Annotated in this window: 18 protein-coding genes and 1 pseudogene; 17 read left to right on the top strand and 2 right to left on the bottom strand. The window is 72.3% G+C overall.

Annotated features, from left to right (window positions below; genetic code table 11):
* Positions 1–172 precede the first annotated feature (172 nt).
* The 13 genes and pseudogenes from GTY58_RS20245 to GTY58_RS20185 form a co-directional block, all read left to right on the top strand.
* A pseudogene (locus GTY58_RS20245) lies at positions 173–1,906 on the top strand (ABC transporter ATP-binding protein); the annotation flags it as partial.
* Between the two features lie 620 nt (positions 1,907–2,526).
* Positions 2,527–3,480, top strand: coding sequence for an EamA family transporter (locus GTY58_RS20240; RefSeq protein ID WP_010985302.1), 954 nt, complete (start codon positions 2,527–2,529; stop codon positions 3,478–3,480).
* 168 nt (positions 3,481–3,648) lie between these two features.
* Positions 3,649–5,370, top strand: coding sequence for an NAD-dependent malic enzyme (locus GTY58_RS20235; RefSeq protein WP_010985301.1), 1,722 nt, complete (start codon positions 3,649–3,651; stop codon positions 5,368–5,370).
* Positions 5,371–5,579: 209 nt separating this feature from the next.
* On the top strand, positions 5,580–6,383 hold the full coding sequence (locus GTY58_RS20230) for a TIGR03084 family metal-binding protein (RefSeq protein WP_010985300.1): 804 nt from the start codon (positions 5,580–5,582) through the stop codon (positions 6,381–6,383).
* Entirely contained in the window at positions 6,380–8,068 is a 1,689-nt protein-coding gene (locus GTY58_RS20225; RefSeq protein WP_010985299.1) for an acyclic terpene utilization AtuA family protein, read from the top strand. The genes GTY58_RS20230 and GTY58_RS20225 overlap by 4 nt, the downstream gene beginning before the upstream one ends.
* Positions 8,065–9,663 carry a carboxyl transferase domain-containing protein gene (locus GTY58_RS20220; RefSeq protein ID WP_010985298.1) on the top strand — a complete coding sequence of 533 codons (1,599 nt, stop codon included), beginning with the start codon at positions 8,065–8,067 and terminating at the stop codon, positions 9,661–9,663. Before GTY58_RS20225 ends, GTY58_RS20220 begins: the two co-directional genes overlap by 4 nt.
* 10 nt (positions 9,664–9,673) lie before the next feature.
* Positions 9,674–11,524 carry a biotin carboxylase N-terminal domain-containing protein gene (locus GTY58_RS20215; RefSeq protein WP_010985297.1) on the top strand — a complete coding sequence of 617 codons (1,851 nt, stop codon included), beginning with the start codon at positions 9,674–9,676 and terminating at the stop codon, positions 11,522–11,524.
* 83 nt (positions 11,525–11,607) lie between these two features.
* Positions 11,608–12,768, top strand: a complete 1,161-nt coding sequence (locus GTY58_RS20210) for an acyl-CoA dehydrogenase (protein WP_010985296.1) — start codon at positions 11,608–11,610, stop codon at positions 12,766–12,768.
* 55 nt (positions 12,769–12,823) lie between these two features.
* Positions 12,824–14,398, top strand: coding sequence for a 4-coumarate--CoA ligase family protein (locus tag GTY58_RS20205; protein WP_010985295.1), 1,575 nt, complete (start codon positions 12,824–12,826; stop codon positions 14,396–14,398).
* Positions 14,395–15,129 (top strand): enoyl-CoA hydratase family protein, encoded by a 735-nt coding sequence (locus GTY58_RS20200; RefSeq protein WP_010985294.1) that lies wholly within the window; start codon positions 14,395–14,397, stop codon positions 15,127–15,129. The genes GTY58_RS20205 and GTY58_RS20200 overlap by 4 nt, the downstream gene beginning before the upstream one ends.
* Positions 15,117–15,716, top strand: coding sequence for a TetR family transcriptional regulator (locus tag GTY58_RS20195; RefSeq protein WP_010985293.1), 600 nt, complete (start codon positions 15,117–15,119; stop codon positions 15,714–15,716). The genes GTY58_RS20200 and GTY58_RS20195 overlap by 13 nt, the downstream gene beginning before the upstream one ends.
* Positions 15,717–15,812: 96 nt before the next feature.
* Complete coding sequence (locus tag GTY58_RS20190) at positions 15,813–16,460, top strand: hypothetical protein (protein WP_010985292.1); 648 nt, start codon at positions 15,813–15,815, stop codon at positions 16,458–16,460.
* 363 nt (positions 16,461–16,823) lie between these two features.
* Positions 16,824–17,861 (top strand): 2-oxoglutarate and iron-dependent oxygenase domain-containing protein, encoded by a 1,038-nt coding sequence (locus GTY58_RS20185; protein WP_010985291.1) that lies wholly within the window; start codon positions 16,824–16,826, stop codon positions 17,859–17,861.
* A gap of 85 nt (positions 17,862–17,946) precedes the next feature.
* Here GTY58_RS20185 and GTY58_RS20180 read toward each other — a convergent pair whose 3' ends face one another.
* On the bottom strand, positions 17,947–19,047 hold the full coding sequence (locus tag GTY58_RS20180; protein ID WP_010985290.1) for a citrate synthase 2: 1,101 nt from the start codon (positions 19,045–19,047) through the stop codon (positions 17,947–17,949).
* A gap of 336 nt (positions 19,048–19,383) precedes the next feature.
* Between GTY58_RS20180 and pdxH the strand changes: the two genes are divergently transcribed.
* Together pdxH and GTY58_RS20170 are read left to right on the top strand one after the other, a co-directional pair.
* The gene (gene pdxH, locus GTY58_RS20175) at positions 19,384–20,058 is read left to right on the top strand and encodes a pyridoxamine 5'-phosphate oxidase (protein WP_010985289.1); all 675 of its coding nucleotides are present in this window, start codon (positions 19,384–19,386) and stop codon (positions 20,056–20,058) included.
* 812 nt (positions 20,059–20,870) lie between these two features.
* A complete protein-coding gene (locus GTY58_RS20170) occupies positions 20,871–22,301 on the top strand; it encodes a PAS domain-containing protein (RefSeq protein WP_010985288.1) in 1,431 nt (476 codons plus the stop codon).
* A gap of 43 nt (positions 22,302–22,344) precedes the next feature.
* Here GTY58_RS20170 and GTY58_RS20165 read toward each other — a convergent pair whose 3' ends face one another.
* Complete coding sequence (locus tag GTY58_RS20165) at positions 22,345–23,100, bottom strand: SIS domain-containing protein (protein WP_010985287.1); 756 nt, start codon at positions 23,098–23,100, stop codon at positions 22,345–22,347.
* Between the two features lie 235 nt (positions 23,101–23,335).
* Here GTY58_RS20165 and GTY58_RS20160 point away from each other — a divergent pair, with 235 nt between their 5' ends.
* Together GTY58_RS20160 and GTY58_RS20155 are read left to right on the top strand one after the other, a co-directional pair.
* Complete coding sequence (locus GTY58_RS20160; RefSeq protein ID WP_010985286.1) at positions 23,336–24,028, top strand: metal-dependent transcriptional regulator; 693 nt, start codon at positions 23,336–23,338, stop codon at positions 24,026–24,028.
* Between the two features lie 601 nt (positions 24,029–24,629).
* The gene (locus tag GTY58_RS20155; RefSeq protein WP_037644693.1) at positions 24,630–25,490 is read left to right on the top strand and encodes an alpha/beta hydrolase; all 861 of its coding nucleotides are present in this window, start codon (positions 24,630–24,632) and stop codon (positions 25,488–25,490) included.
* Positions 25,491–25,602: the final 112 nt, after the last annotated feature.

Here is a 25,602-nt window from a genome sequence, read left to right as displayed (position 1 = left end):
GTATCGCATGCACCCGCAGCAAAGCGAACACGGCGCGTACGCGGACTATGAAGACGGCGACGGTCACGGCGACGGCGGCCGCGACGGCGACGGCGACGGTGACTTCGAGGGGAGCCAGGACCCCGACACCCCGTCCATCCCCGCCCGCGTCGCCTTCCGGCGCTTCTGGCCCATGACCAAGGGGCTTCGGGGCTTTCTGCTGATCGTCTGGCTGTGCACGGTGCTGAACGCGCTCACCGAGACCGTCGCCATCCTGCTCTTCAGCGACCTCACCGACCACGCCCTGCAACAGGGTTCGCTGGACGCGTTCTGGAGCCCGGCCGCCCAGTGGCTGGGCGTCGCCGTGGCCGGCGCGGCCGTCGGCTTCGCGGGCAACTCCCTCGCCGCATGGGCCACGGAACGCTTCGTGATGCGGCTGCGCGAGCACGTTTTCGACCACGTCCAGCAACTGCCGCCGCACTTCTTCCAACGCCACCGGCAGGGCGATCTGCTGTCCAGGCTGACCGCCGACGTCGAGGCGATCGAACAGATGGTCGTGTCCGCGATGGTGGGCGCGGCGTCCGCGGCCTTCAGCGCGCTCTTCTACGCGGCGGCGGCGTTCTGGCTGCGCTGGGACCTGGCGGCGGCGACCTTCGTCCTCGCACCGCTGTTCTGGCTGGCGGCCCGACGCTTCTCCGGCAGCATCAAGTCCGTCTCGCGCGAGGGCCGGGTCGCCGACGGCGCGATCACCTCGGTCGTGGAGGAGTCCCTCGGCAACATCGTCCTCACCCAGGCCTATGACCGCCGGGACGCCGAACGCCGGCGGCTGAACCAGGAGGCGGGCGCCTGGTTCCGGGCCGCGGTCCGCTCGACCCGCCTCAACGAGCTGTACGAGCAACTCGTCCAGGTCATCGAGACGGTGTGCGTGCTGGCGGTGATCGGCCTCGGCGTGTGGGAGATCTCCACCGGCCGTATGACGCTCGGTCAGCTCCTCGCGTTCGCCGCCTTCCTCGGCTATCTCTACCCGCCCGTCCGCGGCCTGGCCCAGCTCGGCCTCACGGTCACGGCGGCCACGGCGGGGGCCGAGCGTCTGATCGAGATCCTCGACGTCCGGCCCGCGGTGGCGGACCCCGCGCGCACGTCGGAGAGCATCGGCCGCCCCGACGGCTCGGTGGAGGTGCGGGACGTCTCCTTCCGCTACCCGGGCGCGGACAAGGCGGCCCTGGAAGGGCTGTCCTTCGCGGTCCGCCCCGGCGAGCTGGTGATCATCACCGGCCCGAGCGGTGCGGGCAAGTCCACGGTCTCCAAACTCCTCCTGCGCTTCTACGACCCGGACGCGGGCTCCGTCCTCCTGGACGGCGTACCGCTGAACGCGTTCCCGCTGGCCCGACTGCGCGAGTACGTCACGCTGCTGCCGCAGGAGACCCTGGTCCTGCACGACACCGTTCGCGCGAACATCGCCTGCGGCCGCCCCGGCGCCAGCGAGCACGCGATCGTCGAGGCGGCGAAGGCGGCCGACGCGCACGCGTTCATCACCGGGCTGCCCGACGGATACGACACCCGGGTCGACCCCAACTCCGCCCGGCTGTCCGGCGGCCAGCTCCAGCGCCTCGCCATCGCCCGGGCCATCCTGCGTGACGCGCCGGTCCTGGTCCTGGACGAACCGACGACGGGCCTGGACGCGATGGCCGCCCGCCGTGTGGTCAGGCCGCTGCGCCGCCTGATGGCGGGCCGTACGACGATCATGATCACGCACGATCTGAACCTGGCCCCCGACGCGGACCGCATCCTGGTCGTCGACCACGGCCGCATCGTGGAAACGGGCCGCCACGACGACCTCCTGTCCCGCGCGGGCGCCTACGCCCGCCTGCACCGCTCCCAGAACAACGCCCTCATGGACACGGGCGAGCTACGACTGCCGCTGTTCACGGGCCCGGAGGGGCGCGCCGAGCAGTTCGCGTACGGGACCGCGCACGGCGCCACGCCCGGGGCGGTTCCCGGTACCGCACCCGGCGCCGTTCCCGGTACCGCGTACGGCGCCGGGCACGGGACCGCGTACGCAGCCGTTCCCGGCACCGTGTACCAAGCGGCACCCGGCACCGCGTACGCAGCCGTCCCCGGCACCGCGCACCATGCCGCAAACGGGAACGCGTACGGAACCTCGGACCAAGTCGCGTACGGAACCTCGGACCAAGTCGCGTACGGAACCTCGAACCAAGCCGCGTTCGGAACCTCCTACGGAGCCGCAGGCGGAATCCCGACGGACCCCCCGTACAGCGCCCCGTACAACTCCCCGCACAGCCCCCCGTACGGATTCACCGCCGACGTTCCGTCCGACTTCCCCGTCACACTCCCCGGCGGTCGCCCCCTCTTCCGCGACGAGGTGCCCTGGCACGGCGTCTGAGGCCACCGGCTCCCGGGACCATGGGCTCTCGGCATTCGAGACAGGCCCATAAAGGGTTCACACGCCTGACAGGAGTCCACTACCCTGGACTGAGCAGTGCAGCGTGATGAACGAACCCTGTGTTGAGTCCCCTGGAAGGCCCCGTGAACAACCCCAGCGCCGTCCCGTCCCCGGCGGCTCCTCCCGTCGTTCCCGCGACGGACCACGTACCCACGGCGGGCGGCGGCCCCGGTCGCCGGGGCGCCCTCGGGCCCGTCGGACTGGTCCTCGCCGGAGGCATCTCCGTGCAGTTCGGCGGCGCGCTCGCGGTGACCCTGATGCCGCGGGCCGGGGCGCTCGGCGTCGTCACCCTGAGGCTGGTCGTGGCCGCGATCGTGCTGCTGGTGGTGTGCCGGCCCAGGCTGCGCGGGCACTCGCGCGCCGACTGGGGCACCGTCGTCGTCTTCGGCATCACGATGGCCGCGATGAACGGCCTCTTCTACCAGTCGGTCGCCCGCATCCCCCTGGGCCCCGCCGTCACGCTCGAGGTGCTCGGCCCGCTCGCGCTCTCCGTCATCGTCTCCCGCCGCGCCCTGAACCTCGTCTGGGCGGGCCTCGCCCTCGGCGGCGTCTTCCTGCTCGGCGGCGGCGGCTTCAGCGACCTCGACCCCGTCGGCGTCGCCTTCGCCGTGTCCGCGGGCGCCATGTGGGCGGCGTACATCGTCTTCAGCGCGCGCACGGGCCGCCGCTTCCCGCAGGCCGACGGGCTGGCGCTCGCGATGGTGGTCGCGGCGGTGCTGTTCGTGCCGCTGGGGATCGCCGAGTCCGGTACGAAGCTGCTGGCGCCGACCACGCTCGGGCTGGGCGCCGCCGTGGCCGTACTGTCCTCGGTCCTCCCCTACACCCTCGAACTGCTCGCCCTGCGCCGCCTGCCCGCCTCCACCTTCGCCATCCTGATGAGCCTGGAGCCGGCCGTCGCGGCGACCGCGGGCTTCCTCGTCCTGCACCAGTCGCTGTCCGTCCTGGAGTCCCTCGCGATCGCGCTCGTCATCGCGGCGAGCATGGGGGCGGTACGGACGCAGGTGGGCCGGGGCAAGGCGCTGCCGCCGGACGCCTGAACGGAGGTCGGCGGCGGGCGGTCTCCTGGCACATCCGGCACACTCCTGATGGGGGCGTAGGCGGATGAAAAGGCTGTACTGGCAGGTAACGACTGATATCGGCTGATACCTGGTCAGTGTCGGCCGATACCGGCCGGTACCGGCGCAGAGGCTCCGTCAGGAGGACCCATGACGACCGACCGGAACAAGACGGCCGAGCGGGACACCACCCACAAGCCCTTGAGGGTCACGGCCCGGGGAAGGGCCGTCCTGGCCGACCCCCGGCTCAACCGGGGAACCGCGTTCACCGATGAGGAGCGCCGGGCCCTGGGCCTGGTCGGCCTCGTGCCGCCGCGCGTGCTCACCCAGGACGAGCAGGCCGACCGCGCCTATGCCCAGTTCCGGGAGCAGCCCGGCGACCTGGCCAAGAACGTCTACCTGACGGCCCTCCACGACCGCAACGAGGTGCTGTTCTACCGGCTGGTCGGCGACCACCTCGAGGAGATGCTGCCCATCGTCTACACCCCCACCGTGGGCACGGCCATCAAGCGCTACAGCTACGAGTACCGGCGCCCCCGTGGGATCTACCTGTCCGTGAACGCCCCCGACGACATCGAACGCTCCCTGCGCGCCGCCGGCCTCGGCGCCGACGACGTCGACCTGATCGTCGCCACCGACGGCGAGGGCATCCTCGGCATCGGCGACTGGGGCGTGGGCGGCATCGACATCGCCGTCGGCAAGCTCGCCGTCTACACCGCCGCCGCCGGCGTCGACCCGCGCCGCACCCTGCCCGTCATGCTCGACGTCGGCACCAACCGCCAGGAGCTCCTCGACAGCCCCCTCTACCTCGGCAACCGGCACCCCCGCGTCGACCGCGACACCTACGACGCCTTCATCGACGCCTACGTCACCGCCGCGACGAAGCTGTTCCCCCGCGCTCTGCTGCACTGGGAGGACTTCGGACCCGCCAACGCCCGCCGCATCTTCAACCACTACCGCGACGACGTCTTCACCTTCAACGACGACATCCAGGGCACCGGCGCAGTCAACCTCGCCGCCGTCCTCTCCGGCGCCAAGGCCGGTGACCTGCCCCTGCGCGACCACCGGATCGTCGTCCTCGGCGCGGGCAGCGCCGGTATCGGCGTCGCCGACCAGCTCCGGGACGCCCTCGTCGCCGAAGGGCTCTCGTCCGACGAGGCCACCGCCCGCTTCTGGTGCGTCGACCGCTACGGCCTGCTCACCGCCGACCAGGGCGACAAACTCCGCGACTTCCAGGTGCCGTACGCCCGTCCCGCCGACGAGGTGTCCGACTGGCAGCGCGACGACGACCTGCCCGGCATCCCGCTCGACGAGGTGGTCCGCCGGGTCCATCCGACCATCCTCATCGGCACCTCCGGCCAGGGCGGCGCCTTCACCGAGACCGTCGTCCGCGAGATGGCCGCACACACCCCGCGCCCGATCATCCTGCCCATGTCCAACCCCACCGACCTCGCCGAGGCCAAGCCCGCCGACCTGCTCGCCTGGACCGACGGCAAGGCGCTCGTCGCCACGGGCAGCCCCTTCGACCCGGTGGAACTCAACGGCACGACCTACCGGATCGGCCAGGCCAACAACGCCCTGATCTTCCCGGGCCTGGGGCTGGGCGCCATCGTCGCCCGAGCCACCCGGGTCACCGACCGCATGCTCCGCGCGGCGGCCGACGCGGTCGCGAACCAGACGGACGTGACGGACCCGGGCGCGCCCGTGCTGCCACCCGTCCGCGACCTCCGCGAGACCTCTTTCGCCGTGGCCGTGGCGGTGGCCCGAGCGGCGGCGGAGGACGACGTCGCCCGAGCCGGCACCGACGACATCGAGGCGGCGGTACGGGCGGTGACGTGGGAGCCGGTCTATCCGCCGGTCCAGGCGGTGTGACGGGCGGACACGGCCCGTCCAGGCGGTGTGACGGGCGAACGCGGCCGGTCCAGGCGGTGTGACGGGCGAACGCGGCCGGTCCAACCGTTGTGACGGGCGAACACCGCCCGTCCAGGCGGTGTGACGGGCGGACGCGGTGAACGCGTTGCGGGCAACAAATTCATGCAAGCATGCTTGATTGTTTCTGACCCCGCTGCCATGCTCCCCCCATGTCCGATCCGACACGCGTGCTCGACGACCTGCGTGCGGAGAGCGAGGAACTCGACCGGCTGGTAGCCGAGTTGAGCCCAGAGCAATGGGCCCTCGCGACCCCCGCCCCGCGCTGGACCATCGCCCATCAGATCGCCCACCTGGCCTGGACGGACCACTCCGCCCTGCTCGCGGTCACGGACGAGGACGCCTTCCGCGCGCTGGTCGACAAGGCCCTCACCGCACCGGAGTCGTTCGTGGACGAGGGGGCGGACCAAGGCTCCCGACTCCCGTGCGCCGAACTGGTGAAGCGATGGCGCGAGAGCCGCGCCGCCCTCGACCGCGCCCTGCGCGAGGCGCCGCCCGGCGCCCGCTTCCCCTGGTACGGACCGCCCATGTCCGCCGCCTCCATGGCGACGGGCCGGCTCATGGAGACCTGGGCCCACGGCCAGGACGTAGCCGATGCGCTGGGTGTGGTCCGCACCCCCACCGACCGGCTGAAGCATGTGGCCCGCATCGGTGTGCGCGCACGGGACTTCGCCTTCGGTATCCATGGGCTCCCCGTCCCCGCCGCCGACGCCATCCGGGTCGAACTCACCGCGCCCACCGGCGAGGGCGAGTTGTGGACGTACGGCCCCGAAGACGCCCCCCAGCGCGTCACCGGCCCCGCCCTCGACTTCTGCCTCCTGGTCACCCAGCGAGCCCATCGCGCCGACCTCGCCGTACGGGCGACCGGCCCCGACGCCGACCGCTGGCTCGACATCGCCCAGGCCTTCGCGGGGCCACCCGGCACCGGCCGCCCCGGGAAGGGAACGGCAGAGTGACCGAGCCGACCGCCCCGCTGCGCATAGGCAACTTCTCCGGCTTCTACGGCGACCGTTTCGACGCCCTCCACGAGATGCTCACCGGCGGCGAACTGGACGTCCTGACCGGCGACTACCTCGCCGAGCTGACCATGCTCATCCTCGGCCGCGACCGCCTGAAGGACCCCACCGCCGGTTACGCCCGCACCTTCCTCCGCCAGCTCGAGGGCTGCCTCGGCCTCGCCCACGAGCGGGGCGTGCGGATCGTCACCAACGCGGGCGGCCTCAACCCCGCCGGACTCGCCGACGCCATCCGGAACCTGGCCGGACGCCTCGGCATCCCCACCCGCGTCGCCCACGTGGAGGGCGACGACCTCACCGCCGCGCACCCGGGCAGCCTCGCCGCCCACGCCTACCTCGGCGGCTTCGGCATCGCCGCGTGTCTGCGCGAGGGCGCCGACATCGTGGTCACCGGGCGGGTGACCGACGCGGCCCTGGTCACCGGGCCCGCCGCCGCCCACTTCGGCTGGCAGCCGGGGGAGTACGACCGGCTGGCGGGCGCCGTCGTCGCCGGGCACGTGCTGGAGTGCGGGGCGCAGGCCACCGGCGGGAACTACGCCTTCTTCCGCGACGCGGACGTCCGCCGCCCCGGGTTCCCGCTCGCGGAGATCCACGCGGACGGCACCGGCGTCATCACCAAGCACCCCGGCACCGGCGGCCTCGTCGACGTCGGTACGGTCACCGCCCAGTTCCTGTACGAGACGGCGGGCGCCCGGTACGCGGGCCCCGACGTCACCGCCCGCCTCGACACCGTACGGCTCACCCAGGACGGCCCCGACCGCGTCCGCGTCGAGGGCGTACGCGGCGAGGCCCCGCCCCCGGCCCTCAAGGTCGGCCGCAACCGGCTCGGCGGCTTCCGCAACGAGGTCGTCTTCGTCCTGACCGGTCTCGACATCGAGGCCAAGGCCGCGCTCGTACAGGCGCAGCTGACCGACGCGCTCGCCAAGTCCCCGCCCGGCGAGGTGCGGTGGGACCTCGTGCGCACCGACCGGCCCGACGCCGACACGGAGGAGACGGCCAGCGCCCTCCTCCGCCTCGTCGTCCGCGACCCGGACCAGGAGGCCGTCGGCCGCGCCCTGAGCGGGGCTGCCATTGAGCTGGCGCTGGCCAGTTACCCCGGTTTCCATGTGCTGGCACCCCCGGGGAAGGGCGCTCCCTATGGCGTCTTCGAGGATGTGTACGTCCCCCATGGCGCCGTCGACCATGTGGCCGTCCTCTACGACGGACGCCGTATCCCTGTGTCCCCGGCCCAGGACACCCTCGTACTCCACGACGTGGCGGAGCCGCCGCTGCCCGAGGCCCCGCCGCCGGGACCGACGCGCCGCGCCCCGCTGGGACTGGTCGCCGGAGCCCGCAGCGGGGACAAGGGCGGGAACGCCAACGCCGGTGTCTGGGTGCGCACGGAGGACGCCTGGCGGTGGCTCGTCCACGAGCTGACCGTCGACCGCTTCCGGGACCTGCTCCCCGAGTGCCGCCCGCTGCCCGTCGTGCGCCACGTCCTGCCGAACCTCCGCGCCCTCAACTTCACCGTCGAGGGCATCCTCGGCGAAGGCGTCGCCGCCCAGCACCGCTTCGACCCGCAGGCCAAGGGCCTCGGCGAATGGCTCCGCTCCCGCCACCTGGACATACCGGAGGCACTCCTGTGACGGTCCTCGCATCCGCGCTCGACACCACGGGCCCCGAGTACGCGGCGAACCGTGAAGCCATGCTCGGCAAACTCGCCCAACTGACCGCCGAGCACGCCAAGGCGCTGGCCGGCGGCGGTGAGAAGTACGTCGCCCGGCACCACAAGCGCGGCAAACTGCTCGCCCGTGAGCGCATCGAGCTGCTGCTCGACCCCGACACGCCCTTCCTCGAGCTGTCGCCGCTCGCCGCCTGGGGGAGCGAGTACGCGGTCGGTGCCTCGCTCGTCACCGGGATCGGTGTCGTCGAGGGCGTCGAGTGCCTGATCACCGCGAACGACCCGACCGTGCGCGGCGGCGCCAGCAACCCCTGGAGCCTGAAGAAGGCCCTGCGCGCCAACGACATCGCGTACGCCAACCGCCTGCCCTGCATCAGCCTCGTGGAGTCGGGCGGCGCCGATCTGCCGTCCCAGAAGGAGATCTTCATCCCCGGCGGCGCGATCTTCCGCGACCTCACCCGGCTGTCGGCGGCCGGGATTCCGACGGTCGCCGTCGTCTTCGGGAACTCGACCGCGGGCGGCGCGTACATCCCCGGGATGTCCGACCACGTGATCATGGTCAAGGAACGGGCGAAGGTGTTCCTCGGCGGGCCGCCCCTGGTGAAGATGGCCACCGGCGAGGAGAGCGACGACGAGTCCCTGGGCGGCGCCGAGATGCACGCGCGCGTGTCGGGTCTCGCCGACTACCACGCCGTCGACGAGCAGGACGCCCTGCGGCAGGCCCGTCGGGTCGTGGCCCGGCTCAACCACCGCAAGGCGTACGGCGATCCGGGCCCCGCCGTCCCCCCGAAGTACGACGAAGACGAACTCCTGGGGATCGTGCCCGGCGACCTGAAGGTGCCGTTCGACCCGCGTGAGGTCATCGCGCGCGTGGTCGACGGCTCCGACTTCGACGAGTTCAAGCCCCTCTACGGGACGAGCCTCACCACCGGCTGGGCGACCCTCCACGGCTATCCCATAGGGATACTCGCCAACGCCCAGGGCGTGCTCTTCAGCCAGGAGTCCCAGAAGGCCGCCCAGTTCATCCAGCTCGCCAACCAGCGCGACATCCCGCTCCTCTTCCTGCACAACACCACCGGCTACATGGTCGGCAAGGAGTACGAGCAGGGCGGCATCATCAAGCACGGCGCCATGATGATCAACGCGGTGTCCAACTCGAAGGTCCCGCACCTCTCCGTCCTCATGGGAGCCTCGTACGGGGCCGGTCACTACGGCATGTGCGGGCGCGCCTACGACCCCCGCTTCCTGTTCGCCTGGCCCGGCGCCAAGTCCGCCGTCATGGGCCCCCAGCAGCTCGCCGGCGTCCTCTCGATCGTCGCCCGGCAGTCGGCCGCCGCGAAGGGGCAGCCCTACGACGAGGACGCCGACGCCGCGCTGCGCGCCATGGTGGAGCAGCAGATCGAGTCCGAGTCCCTGCCGATGTTCCTGTCCGGGCGGCTGTACGACGACGGGGTCATCGACCCGCGCGACACCCGCACCGTCCTCGGCCTGTGCCTGTCCGCGATCCACACGGCCCCCTACGAGGGCGTGCGCGGCGGCTTCGGCGTCTTCCGGATGTGAGGTCCCTCCAGTGATTGCATCTGTCCTCGTCGCCAACCGCGGCGAGATCGCCTGCCGGGTCTTCCGTACCTGCCGCGCGTCCGGAATCCGGACGGTCGCCGTGTACTCGGACGCCGACGAGAACGCCCTCCACGCGCGCGTGGCCGACGCGGCGGTACGGCTGCCGGGTGCGGCGCCCGCTCAGACGTATCTGCGCGGCGACCTGATCGTGAAGGCGGCCCTCGCGGCGGGCGCCGACGCCGTCCACCCGGGGTACGGGTTCCTGTCCGAGAACGCCGGCTTCGCGCGCGCCGTGCGGGACGCGGGGCTCGTCTGGATCGGGCCGCCGCCGGAGGCGATCGAGGCGATGGCGTCCAAGACGCGCGCCAAGAAGCTGATGGGGCTCGAGCCCCTGACGGAGGTCACGCCGCCGGACCTGCCCGTGCTGGTCAAGGCGGCCGCGGGCGGCGGCGGCCGCGGCATGCGCGTCGTGCGGGACCTCGCCGAGCTGGACGCCGAGTTGGCGGCGGCCCGCGCCGAGGCGCTGAGCGCCTTCGGGGACGGGGAGGTGTTCGTCGAGCCCTATGTGGAGGGCGGACGCCATGTCGAGGTCCAGGTGCTCGCCGACACGCACGGCACGGTGTGGGCGCTCGGCACGCGCGACTGCTCCCTGCAAAGGCGCCACCAGAAGGTGATCGAGGAGTCACCGGCCCCCGGTGTGGACGCCGAACTCACGGCGGAACTCCACGAGCTGGCGATACGCGCCGCGCGCGCCGTCGGCTACACGGGCGCCGGCACCGTCGAGTTCCTGGTCGCGGACGGGCGGGCGCACTTCCTGGAGATGAACACCCGCCTCCAGGTGGAACACCCGGTCACGGAGGCGGTCTTCGGTATCGACCTGGTCGCCCAGCAGATACGCGTCGCCGAGGGCGCGGCGCTGGAGAGCGACCCGCCACGCGCGCGTGGGCACGCGATCGAGGCCCGCCTGTACGCGGAGGACCCGTCCCGGGACTGGGCCCCGCAGACGGGCACGCTGCACCGGCTCGCCCTGCCGCGGGAAGCGGACGTCCGCCTGGACACGGGCTACACCGACGGCGACCCCGTCGGCGTCCACTACGACCCGATGCTCGCCAAGGCCGTCGCCCACGCCCCCACGCGCGCGGAGGCGGTGCGCACGCTGGCGGACGCCCTGGAACGGGCCGAGATCCACGGGCCGGTCACCAACCGCGACCTCCTCGTACGGTCACTGCGGCACCCGGAGTTCACGGCGGCCCGCATGGACACCGGGTTCTACGACCGGCACCTGACCGAACTGACGGCGCCCGCCCCGGACCCGTACGCCCCCTTGGCCGCCGCCCTCGCGGACGCCCACGGCCGCTCCCGGTTCGGCGGCTGGCGGAACCTGCCCTCCCAGCCGCAGACCAGGCGCTACCTGATGGCGGGCGACGAGCACGAGGCCCGCTACCACCACACCCGGCACGGCCTGACCGCCGAAGGGGTGCGCGTCGTGCACGCGGACGCCGGCCTCGTCGTCCTCGAAATCGGCGGCGTACAGCGGAAGTTCCGGGTCAGCCGCTACGGCGACCAGGTCCATGTGAACGCGACGGCCCTCACGGAACTGCCCCGCTTCCCCGACCCCGCCGCCCGCCAGGAACCGGGTTCCCTGCTCGCTCCCATGCCGGGCACCGTCGTCCGCGTCGCCGAGGGGCTCGCCGAAGGAGCCCGGGTGGAGGCCGGACAGCCCCTGCTGTGGCTGGAGGCGATGAAGATGGAACACAAGATCTCCGCGCCGACGGCGGGCACCCTCGGCGCCCTGCACGCCACCCCGGGCCAACAGGTCGAGGTAGGCACTCTGCTCGCGGTAGTACAGCGCGCCCTTTAGGGGCGCGGGACGGTGTCGATATGCGACTCCGTCGCGTGGGCCCGACCGGCCACAGACGTCCCGCACTCACCCCAGGAGCCTTCATGACCCGAGTCATCGAGACCGAAGAGCACCAGGCCCTCCGATCCGCCGTAGCCGCCCTCGGCAAGCGCTACGGACGCGAGTACCTCACCCGCGTGGTCGCCGAAGGCGATTACCCCGACGAACTCTGGTCCGAGACCGCCAAGCTCGGCTATCTCGGAGTCAACCTGCCAGAGGCGTACGGGGGCGGAGGCGGCGGCATCGCGGAACTCTCCATCGTCCTCGAAGAGCTCGGCGCCGCCGGCTGTCCGCTGCTCATGCTCGTCGTCTCGCCCGCGATCTGCGGCACGGTCATCGCCCGCTTCGGCACCGAGGCCCAGAAACAGCAGTGGCTGCCCGGGTTCGCCGACGGCAGCCGCAGCATGGCCTTCGGCATCACCGAACCCGACGCGGGCTCGAACTCCCACCGCATCACCACCACCGCCCGCCGGGACGGCACCGACTGGATCCTGAGCGGCCGCAAGGTCTTCATCTCCGGTGTCGACATCGCCGACGCCACCCTCGTCGTGGGCCGCACGGAGGACGCCCGCACGGGCCGGCTCAAGCCCTGCCTGTTCATCGTCCCGCGCGACACGGACGGCTTCGGGCGGCGGCCGATCGACATGGAACTCCACGGCGCGGAGAAGCAGTTCGAACTGACCCTCGACGATGTGCGGCTGCCCGCGGACGCGCTCGTCGGCGACGAGGACGCCGGTCTGCTCCAGCTGTTCGCCGGCCTCAACCCGGAGCGCGTGATGACGGCCGCGTTCGCCATCGGCATGGGCCGCTTCGCGCTCTCCAGGGCCGTCGAGTACGCCCGCGACCGCAGCGTCTGGAAGCAGCCCATCGGCGCCCACCAGGCCATAGCCCACCCGCTGGCCCAGGCCCACATCGACCTCGAACTGGCCCGCCTGATGATGCAGAAGGCCGCCCACCTGTACGACTCCGGGGACGACGTCGCCGCCGGGGAGGCCGCCAACATGGCCAAGTACGCGGCCGGCGAGGCCTGTGTGAAGGCCGTCGACCAGGCCGTGCACACCCTCGGCGGCAACGGGCTCACCCGCGAGTTCGGGCTCGCCTCGCTCATCACGGCCTCGCGCGTGGCACGGATCGCCCCGGTCAGCCGGGAGATGATCCTCAACTACGTTTCCCACCAGACCCTGGGCCTGCCGAAGTCCTACTGAGACCATCCGAGCCGTACGACGTATCGACACACGCCGAGCCGTACGAGGAGGAACCGTGTTCCGCAGCGAGTACGCAGACGTCCCGCCCGTCGAACTCCCCATCCACGAGGCGGTGCTGGGCCGGGCCGCGGAGTTCGGGGAGGCACCCGCCCTCGTCGACGCAGTGGACGGCACCACCCTCACGTACGAACAACTGGACCGGTTCCACCGGCGGATCGCCGCGGCGCTGGCCGAGGCGGGCGTCCGCAAGGGCGACGTCCTCGCCCTGCACAGCCCGAACACCATCGCCTTCCCGACGGCGTTCTACGCCGCCACGCGCGCGGGCGCGTCGGTCACCACCGTGCACCCGCTCGCCACGGCGGAGGAGTTCGCCAAGCAGCTGAGCGACTGCTCCGCCCGCTGGATCGTCACCGTGTCGCCGCTCCTGGACACCGCCCGCAGGGCGGCCGAACTCGCGGGCGGCGTCCGGGAGATCTTCGTCTGCGACAGCGCGCCCGGGCACCGCTCACTGATCGACATGCTGGCCACCGCCGCCCCCGAGCCGCGGGTCGACATCGACCCCGCGGAGGACGTCGCGGCCCTCCCGTACTCCTCGGGCACGACCGGCACACCCAAGGGCGTGATGCTCACCCACCGGTCCATCGCCACCAACCTCGCCCAGCTCGAACCGGCCGTGCCGACGGGGCCGGGCGAGCGCATCCTCGCCGTCCTGCCCTTCTTCCACATCTACGGCCTGACCGCCCTCATGAACGCGCCCCTCAGGCTCGGCGCCACGGTCGTCGTACTGCCCCGCTTCGACCTCGACACGTTCCTCGCGGCCATCGAGAAACACCGGATCACCCACCTGTACGTCGCCCCGCCGATCGTCCTCGCGCTGGCCAAGCACCCGGCCGTCGCGCAGTACGACCTGTCGTCCCTGAAGTACGTCATCAGCGCCGCCGCGCCCCTGGACGCCGACACCGCCGCGGCCTGCTCGCGACGCCTGGGGGTGCCCCCGGTCGGACAGGCGTACGGCATGACGGAGCTGTCACCCGGCACCCACGTGGTCCCGCTGAACGCCGTGAACCCGCCCCCGGGGACCGTCGGCAAGCTCGTCGCGGGCACGGAGATGCGCATCCTCTCCCTCGACGACCCGGACCAGGACCTGCCCGTCGGCGAGGCCGGTGAGATCGCCATCCGCGGCCCCCAGGTCATGAAGGGCTACCTGGGGCGCCCGGAAGCCACCGCCGCGATGATCGACGAGGACGGCTGGCTGCACACCGGGGACGTCGGGCGCGTGGACGCCGACGGCTGGCTGTTCGTCGTCGACCGCGTCAAGGAACTCATCAAGTACAAGGGCTTCCAGGTCGCCCCCGCCGAGCTGGAGGCGCTCCTGCTGACCCACCCGAAGATCGCGGACGCCGCCGTCATCGGCGTCTACAACGACGACAACAACGAGGTCCCGCACGCCCACGTGGTGCGCCAGCCGTCCGCGGCCGACCTCTCCGCGGGCGAGGTGATGATGTACGTCGCCGAACGCGTCGCCCCCTACAAACGGATCCGGCACGTCACCTTCCTCGACGAGGTGCCCCGGGCCGCCTCCGGGAAGATCCTCCGACGACAGCTGCGAGACCTGCGGGAGCACTCATGACTCTGATCGGCATCACGCGCGCGCGGGGCATCGCGACCCTCGCCCTGGACTCGCCCGGCAACCGCAACGCGCTCTCGGCCGACCTGGTCACCGAACTCGCCGACGCCCTCACCGCGTGCGGCAAGGACCCCGACGTACGCGCCGTCGTCCTCACGCACTCCGGGAACACCTTCAGCGCGGGCGCGGACCTCAGGCAGCCGCCCGACCCGGCGGCCTTCGTGGGGCTGCTGCGGGGGATCGTGGAGCTGCCGAAGCCGGTCGTCGCGCGCGTGACGGGCCATGTACGGGCGGGCGGGCTCGGCCTGCTGGGCGCCTGCGACATCGCGGCCGGCGGGCCCGGGACGTCCTTCGCGTTCACGGAGGTCCGCATCGGGGTCGCGCCCGCCGTCATCTCCATGCCGCTGCTGCCGCGCCTCGAGCCGGGGGCCGCCCGCCGCTACTACCTCACGGGGGAGCGCTTCGGCGCGGCGGAGGCCGTACGCATCGGGCTGCTGACGGCGTCCGGCGACGACGTGGACGAGACCCTGGCACCGATCCTGGACGGGCTGCGGGCGGCCGCCCCGGGAGCCCTGGCCGAGACGAAGGCACTGGTCACGGCTAGGGTGCTGGAATCCTTCGACCGGGACACCGCGGCACTGACCGCGCTCTCCGCACGGCTGTTCGCCACTGCCGAGGCCCGCGAGGGGATGACGGCCTTCCTCGAACGACGGGACCCCGCATGGGCGCTGTGAACACGGCCGACCGTGTTCCCAAGCAGGACCGCAGCCGGGCCACCCGGCAGCGCCTCCTCGAAGCCGCCGTGGCCTGCCTCGCCGAACACGGCTGGGCGGGCTCCACGGTCTCCGTCGTGGCCGAGCGCGCGGGCGTGTCACGGGGCGCCGCCCAGCACCACTTCCCGACCCGCGAGGACCTCTTCACGGCGGCGGTCGAGTACGTCGCCGAAGAGCGCTCCACGGCGCTCCGGGTGCTCTTCCCGGAGGGCGCCGCCGACCGCCGCGCCGTGGTCTCCGCGCTCGTCGACCTGTACACGGGGCCCCTGTTCCGAGCCGCCCTGCACCTGTGGGTGGCCGCGTCGAACGAGGACCAGCTCCGGCCCCGGGTCACCGAGCTGGAGGCCCGCGTCGGCCGCGAGACCCATCGCATCGCCGTCGACCTGCTGGGCGCCGACGAATCCCGGCCGGGCGTACGGGAGACGGTGCAGGGCCTGCTGGACATGGCCCGCGGCCTCGGCCTCGCCAACCTCCTCACGGACGACGCGAGCCGCCGGGACCGGGTGGTGACGCAGTGGGCGGCACTGCTGGAGGAGACGCTCGGCTGAGGGCCCGCCTCGCCTCCTCGCGAAGGGCGTTGTCAGTGGCGGCACGTAACGTGTGAATCCGGTGACGCACTGCGAGGGACAGCGGGGAGCAGGACCATGGGGGACCACTTCCAGACGATCGTCGACCTGGACGCGAGCGCCGGGGAGGCACCGGAGCTCGCCGCGCGCGTGATCGAGTGGCTCGTGACCGAGGGCATCGTCCTGGCCGAGCGGACCGACTGCGTCCTCGGCCGCCCGCTCGGTCATCCGCCGGGGCCGAACTGGCGGCGGGCGGTGGGGGAGAACCCCGACCTGGACCCGTCCGACGGTCTCGCCGTCCACACCAGGCGTACGGCTTTCGACGCCGGCCAGGGCGGCCCGGAGTCGGTGACCTGCCCGCGCTGCGGAGCGACGACGGAGCTGGCCGGCGAGGACTACGCGGACGGCGCGGACGGCGCGGACTACGAGGACGCGGCCGGGGCCGAAGACCGGTCGGAGTCGGACGAGGGCGCGGCCGACGGTGTCTGGGACCGCTTCGCCGCCGCGATCGAGGTCTGGCACGCGACCGGCGCCGCCACGGTCGCCTGCCCCGCCTGCGCGCACCCGGTCCCCCTCGCCGACTGGACGTGGAACGACGACTGCTTCGCCTTCGGCCACCTCGGATTCGAGTTCTGGAACTGGCCGGAGTTCACGTCCGGGTTCCGCGCCGACATAGCCCGCCTCCTCGACGGCCACCGCACGGCGTACGTGTGGGGCAAGTTCTGACCCGTACCTGTACCCGTACCTGTACCCGTACCCGCAGGCGTAGTTGTGCCCGTACCCGCACCCGTACAGAGACGCGACCTGTGTACGGATTGCGCCCTGCGCCCGGCTATGACCCCGGTCACATCCGTACTGCCCGCTCCGCAGTACTCTTGGCCCATGCTTCCGATGCTCGTTCGACGCCGCCACGTGGACTACGTGCGCGTCACGAGCATGGGCTGTCGGCGCTCTGCCTGACCCAGCCCCTTCGCGTGCCCGAGCCTTCGGCTCGCTCGCCTGCTTTCTGCTCTCTTCCACCGGCACCCGTGGCCCCGCCCCACCCCTCGGCGGCCGCCCGGGCACCCCGTACACCTGCGGACGCACCTCATGACGAACACGGCGACAACCCCGTCGTACCAGCGCTACCAGCAGCTCCCGATCATCGACCTCTCCGCGGCCGACCGAGGCCCGCAGGCCCGCGCGCTGCTCCACGCGCAGCTGCACAGCGCCGCCCATGACGTGGGCTTCTTCCAGCTCGTCGGGCACGGGGTCACCCAGGCCGAGACCGACGAGCTGCTGCGCGCCATGCACGCATTCTTCGCGCTGCCCGAAGCCGACCGGCTGGCGATCGACAACGTCAACTCGCCCCACTTCCGCGGCTACACGCGCACCGGCGACGAGCGCACCGGCGGCAGCCGCGACTGGCGCGACCAGCTCGACATAGGCGCCGAGCGGCCCGTACGGACACCCGGCCCCGGCGAGCCCGCGTACTGGTGGCTGGAGGGCCCGAACCAGTGGCCCGCCGCCCTGCCCGAGCTGCGCACGGCGGCCCTGGCCTGGATCGACAAGCTGAGCGCCGTCGCCCAGCGGCTCCTGCACGAGCTGCTCACCGCCATCGGCGCGCCCGCCGGCTTCTACGACCCGGTCTTCGGCGAGCACGCCCACCCGCATCTGAAGCTGGTGCGGTATCCGGGCAGCGCGGGCGACGGCGCCGACCAGGGCGTCGGCGCGCACAAGGACTACGGCTTCCTGACCCTGCTGCTCCAGGACCAGGTCGGCGGGCTCCAGGTGCAGCGCGAGGACGGGCTGTTCCACGAGGTGCCGCCGCTGCCGGGGGCCTTCGTGGTCAACCTGGGCGAGCTGCTGGAGGTCGCCACCAACGGCTATCTGCTCGCGACGAACCACCGGGTCGTGAGCCCGCCCGGCGCCACCGAGCGGTTCTCCGTGCCCTTCTTCTACAACCCCCGGCTGGACGCGCGGGTCGAGCCGCTGCCCTTCCCGCACGCCTCCACCGCGCCCGGAGTCACCGACGACCCCGCCAACCCGCTGTTCGCGGAGTACGGGCTCAACGAACTGAAGGGCAAGCTGCGCGCCCACCCGCTGGTCGCCGCCCGCCATCACGCGGAGCTGCTCACCCCCGCATGATGACGGGCACCCGCCCGGGGGACTCGGCCCGGACGGGCGCCCGTCCCCCGGTACTCAGCGCGGACGGACGCCCGTCCCCCAATACTCAGCGCGCGATGTCCTCGTAGCCCTCGATCTCCTGGGGGCCGCGCGAACCGGGGCCCACATAGCGTGCGGACGGGCGTACGAGCCGGCCCGTGCGCTTCTGCTCCAGGATGTGCGCCGACCAGCCGGCCGTGCGGGCGCAGGTGAACATCGAGGTGAACATGTGCGCCGGCACCTCGGCGAAGTCGAGCATGATCGCCGCCCAGAACTCCACGTTGGTGGCGAGGACGCGGTCGGGGCGGCGGTTGTGGAGCTCCTCCAGGGCCGCCTTCTCCAGCGCCTCGGCGATCTCGAAGCGCGGGGCGCCCAGCTCGCGGGCGGTGCGGCGGAGCACCCGCGCACGCGGGTCCTCGGCGCGGTAGACGCGGTGGCCGAAACCCATGAGGCGTTCGCCCTTGTCCAGAGCCTTCTTCACATACGCCTCGGCGTCTCCCGTCCGTTCGATCTCCTCGATCATGCCGAGGACCCGGGAGGGCGCACCGCCGTGCAGCGGTCCGGACATGGCGCCGACGGCCCCGGAGAGGGCGGCGGCGACGTCCGCGCCCGTCGAGGCGATCACACGCGCGGTGAAGGTGGAGGCGTTCATGCCGTGCTCGGCGGCCGACGTCCAGTACGCGTCGACGGCCGCCACGTGCTTGGGGTCCGGCTCGCCCCGCCAGCGGATCATGAACCGTTCGACGACGGAGTGCGCCTTGTCGATCTCGCTCTGCGGGACCATGGGCAGGCCCTGGCCGCGGGCGGACTGGGCGACGTAGGACAGGGCCATGACGGCGGCGCGGGCGAGGTCGTGGCGGGCCTGCTCGGCGTCGATGTCGAGCAGCGGTTTCAGGCCCCAGACGGGGGCGAGCATGGCGAGCGCGGACTGGACGTCGACACGGATGTCGCCGGAGTGCACGGGGATGGGGAACGGTTCGGCGGGCGGCAGGCCGGGGTTGAAGGCGCCGTCGACGAGCAGCCCCCAGACGTTGCCGAAGGAGACGTGGCCGACCAGATCCTCGATGTCGACGCCCCGGTACCGGAGTGCGCCGCCCTCCTTGTCCGGTTCGGCGATCTCCGTCTCGAACGCGATGACTCCTTCGAGTCCGGGTACGAAGTCGGACATCAGGCGGCTCCTCGTGATGTGTGCGACGGGCGGGTTCGGATGGGCACGACACGTATGGGACGGGCGGGAACGCTCTGCTGGTGTGCAACTGTCTACAGGGGTGGCCCACGGTTTCCCGCTCCCGGCTCCACGGTCGTCTCCGAAGACTCGCGGTCCGAAGCGGTCACCTCGATCTCACCCCGGTGATGCCCCGATCGGTCGGCACTCACCCAACCGGAGCGGCAGCAGCACTTTATCCCCGAGTGCCACCTTTGGGGAGAGCGTGCGGCACTCAGTGCCACCCAGTGATGAACGACACCCCGCCGGATGCCATGGCGCGTACGGCAAGATGACCACGTGACCGACCGTGACCCTATCCACGACCCCGCGGCGATGCGTGAGCACTACCGGCTGGAGGGACTCGACGAGACCGAGCTGGCCGCGCACCCGATGGATCAGTTCACCCGCTGGTTCGCGCAGGCCGCGCAGGCCGCCGCACAGGGGGTGGTGTACGAGCCGAACGCGATGGTCGTCTCCACCGCGGACGCCGACGGCCGGCCCAGTTCGCGCACGGTGCTGATGAAGCAGTACGACGAGCAGGGCTTCGTCTTCTACACCAACTACGACTCACGCAAGGCGCGCGACCTGGCCGCCAACCCGTACGTCTCGCTGCTCTTCCCCTGGCATCCGATGGCCCGCCAGGTGGTCGTCACGGGCCTCGCGCGCCGGACCGGGCGCGACGAGACGGCCGCCTACTTCCGCACCCGGCCGCACGGCTCCCAGCTCGGCGCCTGGGCCAGCGCCCAGTCCTCGGTGATCTTCTCCCGCGCCGAGCTCGACGCGGCGTACGAGCAGTTGGGCGTCCGCTACCCCGAGGGCGAGCAGGTCCCGGTCCCGCCGAACTGGGGCGGCTTCCGCATCGCCCCGCAGACGGTCGAGTTCTGGCAGGGCCGCTGGAACCGCCTCCACGACCGCCTGCGCTACGTGGCCGAGCCGGACGGATCCTGGCGGGTGGAGCGACTCAGCCCCTGAGACCCCGGCCCCCGGCGGGCGCCGCCACCGACGCCCCCGCCTCCAGCGCCGCCGCCCCCCGGAAGGTTCGTCAGCCCAGCACCGCCGCCTCTTCGGCCGGCCCGCTGGTGGTCTTCTCGATGCTCGTCTGGCCGATCCTGCAACTGGCCACGACGTACTACACCCCTCTGGTTCGTCGCCGGCGTCCGCCTCCCGCACTTCGCGCTCCCGACGGCGGTCCAGGCGATCGGGGCGGTCTTCCCCCTCACCGGCAGCCTGATGCTGGCGGCCGCGGCCGTGATCCTGCGGGTCGGGGAGTCGCGCGCCCAACGCACCGGAAAACTGAGCCTGGCGTAGACGGCGACGAACGCAGACGACCCGCGAGCTCGGGTTCCTGCGCCTGACGGCGGAGGAGCCGGCCGGACGTACCGGCGAGCTCGCGGGTCGGGTGACTGCTGGAGATTGGGCCGGCTGCGCGCTGATGTCACGCGCTGGTCCGGCACCGCACTGGATGTGGTGACGGGCCGCTAGCCCGCAGCCACCTCACGCGTCCGGTTTGCATACATCTGCCGAACCACCTCCTCTCTCGTGTACACCACACACTAAGAACCGATCGGGCATCGCTCAAGCGCTTTTTTCGAAGGTTGCCGCACGGGCTCCCGGGGCACGGGCAGGAGAGTCGGCGGAGGAGCTCCGGCGGAGGGGATCCGGCGTACAACGTTTCGTCCAATCTTTCGGGAACAGGATGTGGGCTGGGTCACGTTCCAGTTGAATGAAGGCGAGTGAGCGAACTGACGCGCCGTACGTGCGGACGCAGCCTGCAGGGGGTCCAGGTGAGTGCTTCCCGGCGTAGTGGGACCACCGACGAGCTGGGGCCCGACGGGCCCGATCCCGAGCGGGACGGGCCCGACGGGGCGGACCTGCTTGCCGCGCTCCTGGACGGGATGGACGCGGCGTTGTGCGCGTTCGATGCCGACGGCGTCGTGACGCACTGGAACCGGGAGGCCGAGCGGATCCTCGGCTGGACCGCCGCCGAGGCCGTGGGGCGCCGGGGGTTCGCCGGCTGGGCCGTACGGACCGCCGACGCCGAGGACGTCGAGGCGCGGCTGATGACCGCCATGCAGGCCCCCGGCCGTCAGGTGCACGAGTTCGCGCTGCTCACCAAGGACGGCGGCCGGGTGCTCGTACGGACCCAGTCCGCGGCCGTGCACGGGCCCGACGGGAAGCCGGCCGGGGTGTACTGCGCCTTCAGTGAGGTGCACACCCAGATCGACCTCGAGCGGTCCATCGCCCTGAGTGAGGCGCTGTTCGAGGACGCGAGCTGGGGTGTCGTGCTCGTCGACGCCGACCTGCGGCCCGCGGTGGTCAACGCGCATGCCGCGCGGGCGCTGGGCACCGGGCGCACGACGGTGCTCGGGCGGCCGCTGGGCGACCTGCTCTCCCAGGGGGTCGAGGAGCTGGAGAGCGCCCTGACCCATGTGCTCGCCGAAGGGGCGCCGCCCGCGCCCGCCGAGATGTGGGTGAGCGTGCGGACCGCCGAGGGCGAGAAGCGGCGGTGCTGGCGCAGCGGGTTCCTGCGGCTCGCCTCGCCGCTCGCCGAGGAGCCCGTACCCCTGGGTGTCGGCTGGCTCTTCCAGGACATCACCGAGGCCAAGCAGACCGAGCAGGAGGCGGCGCTGCTGCGCTTCCGCACCAACCAGCTGCACCGGGCCGCGCGGGCCGCCGCCGAGTGCGAGGACCCGGGGGAGGCGGCCACCGTCCATCTGGACTTCTCGCTCGCCGGGTTCGCGGACCACGCGTTGATCGACCGGGTGGCCGGGGGCCCGGTGGCGGACGGCGACAGGGACGGGGACGGACCGCCGGTGCGGCTCGTACGGGCCGCCGACACGCCCTCGGGGGCGCCCGGACCGAGCCTGCTCGTCGGGAAGGCGGAGCTGCCCGTGTGGTACGCGGAGGGGCATCCGGCGTTGCAGTGCGTGGAGCGGGCCGGGTCCGTGCGGGCCAGCGCGGGGGTGTCCGACGCGGAGCGGGCGCGGGAGTGGGCCATCTCGCGGCAGTGGCCCGGGGACGCGGTGCACGCGCTGTGCGCGGTGCTGCGCAGCCGGGGGCGGACGCTCGGGGTGGTGACGTTTCTGCGGGGGGCCGGGCGGAGCCAGTTCGAGCGGGCCGACGCGGTGTACGCGGAGGACGTGGCGGTACGGATCGCCGCCGCGTTGGACCTGGCCGGGCTGGCCGGGCTGGCCGGGCCGGCGGGGGAGCGGTAGGGGGTGGCCCGCGCCGACTCCGGTCGGCGCGTGGGACTCGGCCTCAGCGGCGGTAGAAGATCCTGTCGCCGTACTCGCGCATCACCCGGTCGTTCCAGTCGTGGCCGCCGTCCACGTTGCCCGACCGCAGGAGCGGGGGTTCGATGCCGCGGTCGGCCAGCGTGCCCGCGGCCGTGGCCATGACCGCCTGGAGCAGAGCCGTCGTGACGACCGTCGACGCGGGGGCGAAGGGGGCCTCGATCGTGTCCAGGGTGAGCTCCGCGTCGCCCACCGCGATCCTCGAGTCGAGGACGATGTCGCAGTGGTCCTTCAGATACGTGCCGGAGACGTGGCGTGACCTGGTCTGCGAGGCGTAGGCCACGGAGGTCACGCCGATGACCTTGACCCCGAGCGCACGGGCGTTCATCGACATTTCCACAGGGAGGGCGTTGCGGCCGGAGAGCGAGATGATCACCAGTACGTCGCCGGAGCGGACCGGGCTCGAGTCGAGGACGGCGCTCGCGAGGCCGTCGACGCGCTCCAGGGCGGAGCCCAGGGTGGCCGGCATGACATCGACGCCGACGACGCCGGGGACGGCGAGAAGGTTCATCAGGGCCAGGCCGCCCGCGCGGTAGACGAGGTCCTGCGCGGCGAGGGAGGAGTGCCCGGCGCCGAAGGCGAACAGGCGGCCCCCGTCGGCGACCGTGTCGGCGATGAGGGTGCCGGCGGCCGCGATGGGCTCGGCGTCCTCGTCCCGCACGCGCTGGAGCAGGCCGATCGCGGCGTCGAGGAACTGCTCGGCCAGCTTGCTCTCGCTCATCGGCGAAGCCCCTTCGAAGTCTCGTCAGCGTCGACGCGTCGCGGATCACGTTGCGGTCTGGACCAGCGCGCTGTCAATACGGCCCGCGGGCCCGTACAGCCGCAGAAGGCGGTCTTGACCGTGTGGTTGCGACGGCGCGGCACGGTTGTCAGTGGTATGCGTCAGAATTGAATCCAGGGCCAGCGCACGCGCCGGAAGCCGTCGAGTCTCCGGCAGAGCTAATCGAGGGGCACGAATGTCCGGACTGATCGACACCACGGAGATGTATCTCCGCACCATCCTCGAGCTGGAGGAGGAAGGCGTGGTCCCCATGCGCGCCCGCATCGCCGAGCGGCTCGACCAGAGCGGGCCGACGGTGAGCCAGACCGTGGCGCGGATGGAGCGCGACGGCCTGGTGGCGGTGGCCAGCGACCGCCACCTGGAGCTCACGGAGGAGGGCAGGCGGCTCGCCACGCGCGTGATGCGCAAGCACCGCCTCGCGGAGTGTCTCCTCGTCGACGTGATCGGTCTGGAGTGGGAGCAGGTGCACGCCGAGGCGTGTCGCTGGGAGCACGTGATGAGCGAGGCGGTCGAGCGCCGCGTCCTGGAGCTGCTGCGCCACCCGACCGAGTCGCCGTACGGGAACCCGATCCCGGGCCTGGAGGAGCTGGGCGAGAAGGACGGCGCGGACCCGTTCCTCGACGAGGGCATGGTGTCGCTGGCCGAGCTGGACCCGGGCGCGGACGGCAAGACCGTGGTCGTGCGGCGCATCGGCGAGCCGATCCAGACGGACGCGCAGCTGATGTACACGCTGCGGCGGGCGGGCGTGCAGCCCGGCTCCGTGGTCAGCGTGACGGAGTCGCCGGGCGGCGTCCTCGTGGGCAGCGGCGGCGAGGCGGCCGAGCTGGAGGCGGACGTGGCCTCCCACGTCTTCGTCGCGAAGCGCTGACCCGGGGCGGCCCGCGGCGGCATCGGACGCTCCCGGTGTCCGAACCGACCGCGCTTTGCGCGTAGTTGACCGTCTGTTGACTGTGCGGAATCGCAGCGCATCTCCGGGTTGCGTGCAAGTCTGTCCCTGTGCGGGAAGGGGGCGGGCATATGCGCCGCAGAAGTGTCGAGGGCCCCGGCGCCCTAAGGCGCCGGGGCCTGTCCTCCCCCGTGCTGACCCGGAGCCCCGAGCTCCCAGGGTCATTCCCCGCGGACCGTTTTCCCCGAGCGGTCCGCCCCCCGTTGAAGATCTCCCCTCGGCGACGGCGAACAATCCCCGGGAGAGGTCACTCGAACGAGGGGTGTTGTCGCCAGAAGCAGCATTTTCGAATAGCTATTCGATAGCGTGAGGGGTGTGGGGGGCATGAGGGTGACGAACCCCGCGAGGCGCGCGCTGTAACAACCGGCGCGAGTAGTAATGGCGCGAGCAGTGAGCAGCAACCAGCAGGAGCAGCGGAACGACAGCGGCAGAACAGCCGTACGACAGCCGTACGACAGCGGTGGACCGGTCGGCTCGACGCGGGAGCGAGCGGTCCGAGCGGAGCCAGGGGGGTGCCAGGACTATGGTGCGGCGCATCGATGTGACCGGTGCGGGCGGCGTACGCCTCGCGGCCTGGGAGTTCGCCGATCCTCCCAAGAACGGGGAGAGCGAGCGAACGCCGGGCGTGCTGTTACTGCACGGCCTGATGGGCCGAGCATCACACTGGGCGTCGACCGCCCGCTGGCTCTCCGAGCGGCACCGGGCCGTCGCCCTCGACCAGCGAGGCCACGGCCAGAGCGGGAAGCCGCCAGAGGCGGCCTACACCCGTGAGGCCTACGTCGAGGACGCGGAGGCCGCCCTGGAACAGCTGGGTCTCGCCCCGACCGTCCTCATCGGTCACGCCATGGGCGCCCTGACCGCCTGGCAGCTCGCCGCCAAGCGCCCCGACCTGGTCTGCGGTCTGATCATCTGCGACATGCGGGCGTCCGCGCTCGGTGCCGCCTCCCAGCGCGAGTGGGAGGACTGGTTCAAGGCCTGGCCCGTCCCCTTCGCCACGCTGGCCGACGTACGCAAGTGGTTCGGCGAGGACGACCCCTGGGTGGAGCGTCCGAACCCGTCGCGCGGCGAGTTCTACGCCGAGGTGATGCACGAGTCCGACGACGGCTGGCGTCCCGTCTTCGAACCGGAGCAGATGCTGAAGTCCCGCCAGACCTGGGTGTACGACGCGCACTGGGAGGAGCTGGCACAGGTCCGCTGCCCGGCGCTGGTGGTCCGGGGCCTGGACGGCGAGCTGGGCCGGGCCGAGTCCCAGGAGATGGTGCGGGTGCTGCCGTACGGGCAGTACGCGGAGGTGGCCGAGGCGGGCCACCTCGTGCACTACGACCAGCCGGAGGCGTGGCGCGCAGCGATCGAGCCGTTCCTGGACGGAGTCCTGGCGCCTTGACCCGCACGGGCCGTGGCTGACTGGCCTGCACGGGCCGTGGCTGACTGGCCCGCACGGGCCGTGGCTGACCGGCCCGCACGGGTCCTGGCTGACTGGCCTGCACGGGACCTGT

It is taken from the genome of Streptomyces sp. SID5469, assembly GCF_009862865.1.
GTDB classification, from domain to species: Bacteria; Actinomycetota; Actinomycetes; order Streptomycetales; family Streptomycetaceae; genus Streptomyces; species Streptomyces avermitilis.
Note: the sequence above shows the minus strand (reverse complement) of the source record. Positions and strands in the feature narration are given on the sequence as shown.

Bases quoted from the DNA above. Each gene is read 5' to 3' on its own strand.
- GTY58_RS20230 (WP_010985300.1), top strand. From the start codon at position 5,580: ATGTCCGATCCGACACGCGTGCTCGACGACCTGCGTGCGGAGAGCGAG.
- GTY58_RS20160 (WP_010985286.1), top strand. From the start codon at position 23,336: ATGTCCGGACTGATCGACACCACGGAGATGTATCTCCGCACCATCCTC.
- GTY58_RS20200 (WP_010985294.1), top strand. From the start codon at position 14,395: ATGACTCTGATCGGCATCACGCGCGCGCGGGGCATCGCGACCCTCGCC.
- GTY58_RS20155 (WP_037644693.1), top strand. From the start codon at position 24,630: ATGGTGCGGCGCATCGATGTGACCGGTGCGGGCGGCGTACGCCTCGCG.
- GTY58_RS20195 (WP_010985293.1), top strand. From the start codon at position 15,117: ATGGGCGCTGTGAACACGGCCGACCGTGTTCCCAAGCAGGACCGCAGC.
- GTY58_RS20210 (WP_010985296.1), top strand. From the start codon at position 11,608: ATGACCCGAGTCATCGAGACCGAAGAGCACCAGGCCCTCCGATCCGCC.
- GTY58_RS20180 (WP_010985290.1), bottom strand. From the start codon at position 19,047: ATGTCCGACTTCGTACCCGGACTCGAAGGAGTCATCGCGTTCGAGACG.
- GTY58_RS20165 (WP_010985287.1), bottom strand. From the start codon at position 23,100: ATGAGCGAGAGCAAGCTGGCCGAGCAGTTCCTCGACGCCGCGATCGGC.
- GTY58_RS20235 (WP_010985301.1), top strand. From the start codon at position 3,649: ATGACGACCGACCGGAACAAGACGGCCGAGCGGGACACCACCCACAAG.
- GTY58_RS20185 (WP_010985291.1), top strand. From the start codon at position 16,824: ATGACGAACACGGCGACAACCCCGTCGTACCAGCGCTACCAGCAGCTC.
- GTY58_RS20190 (WP_010985292.1), top strand. From the start codon at position 15,813: ATGGGGGACCACTTCCAGACGATCGTCGACCTGGACGCGAGCGCCGGG.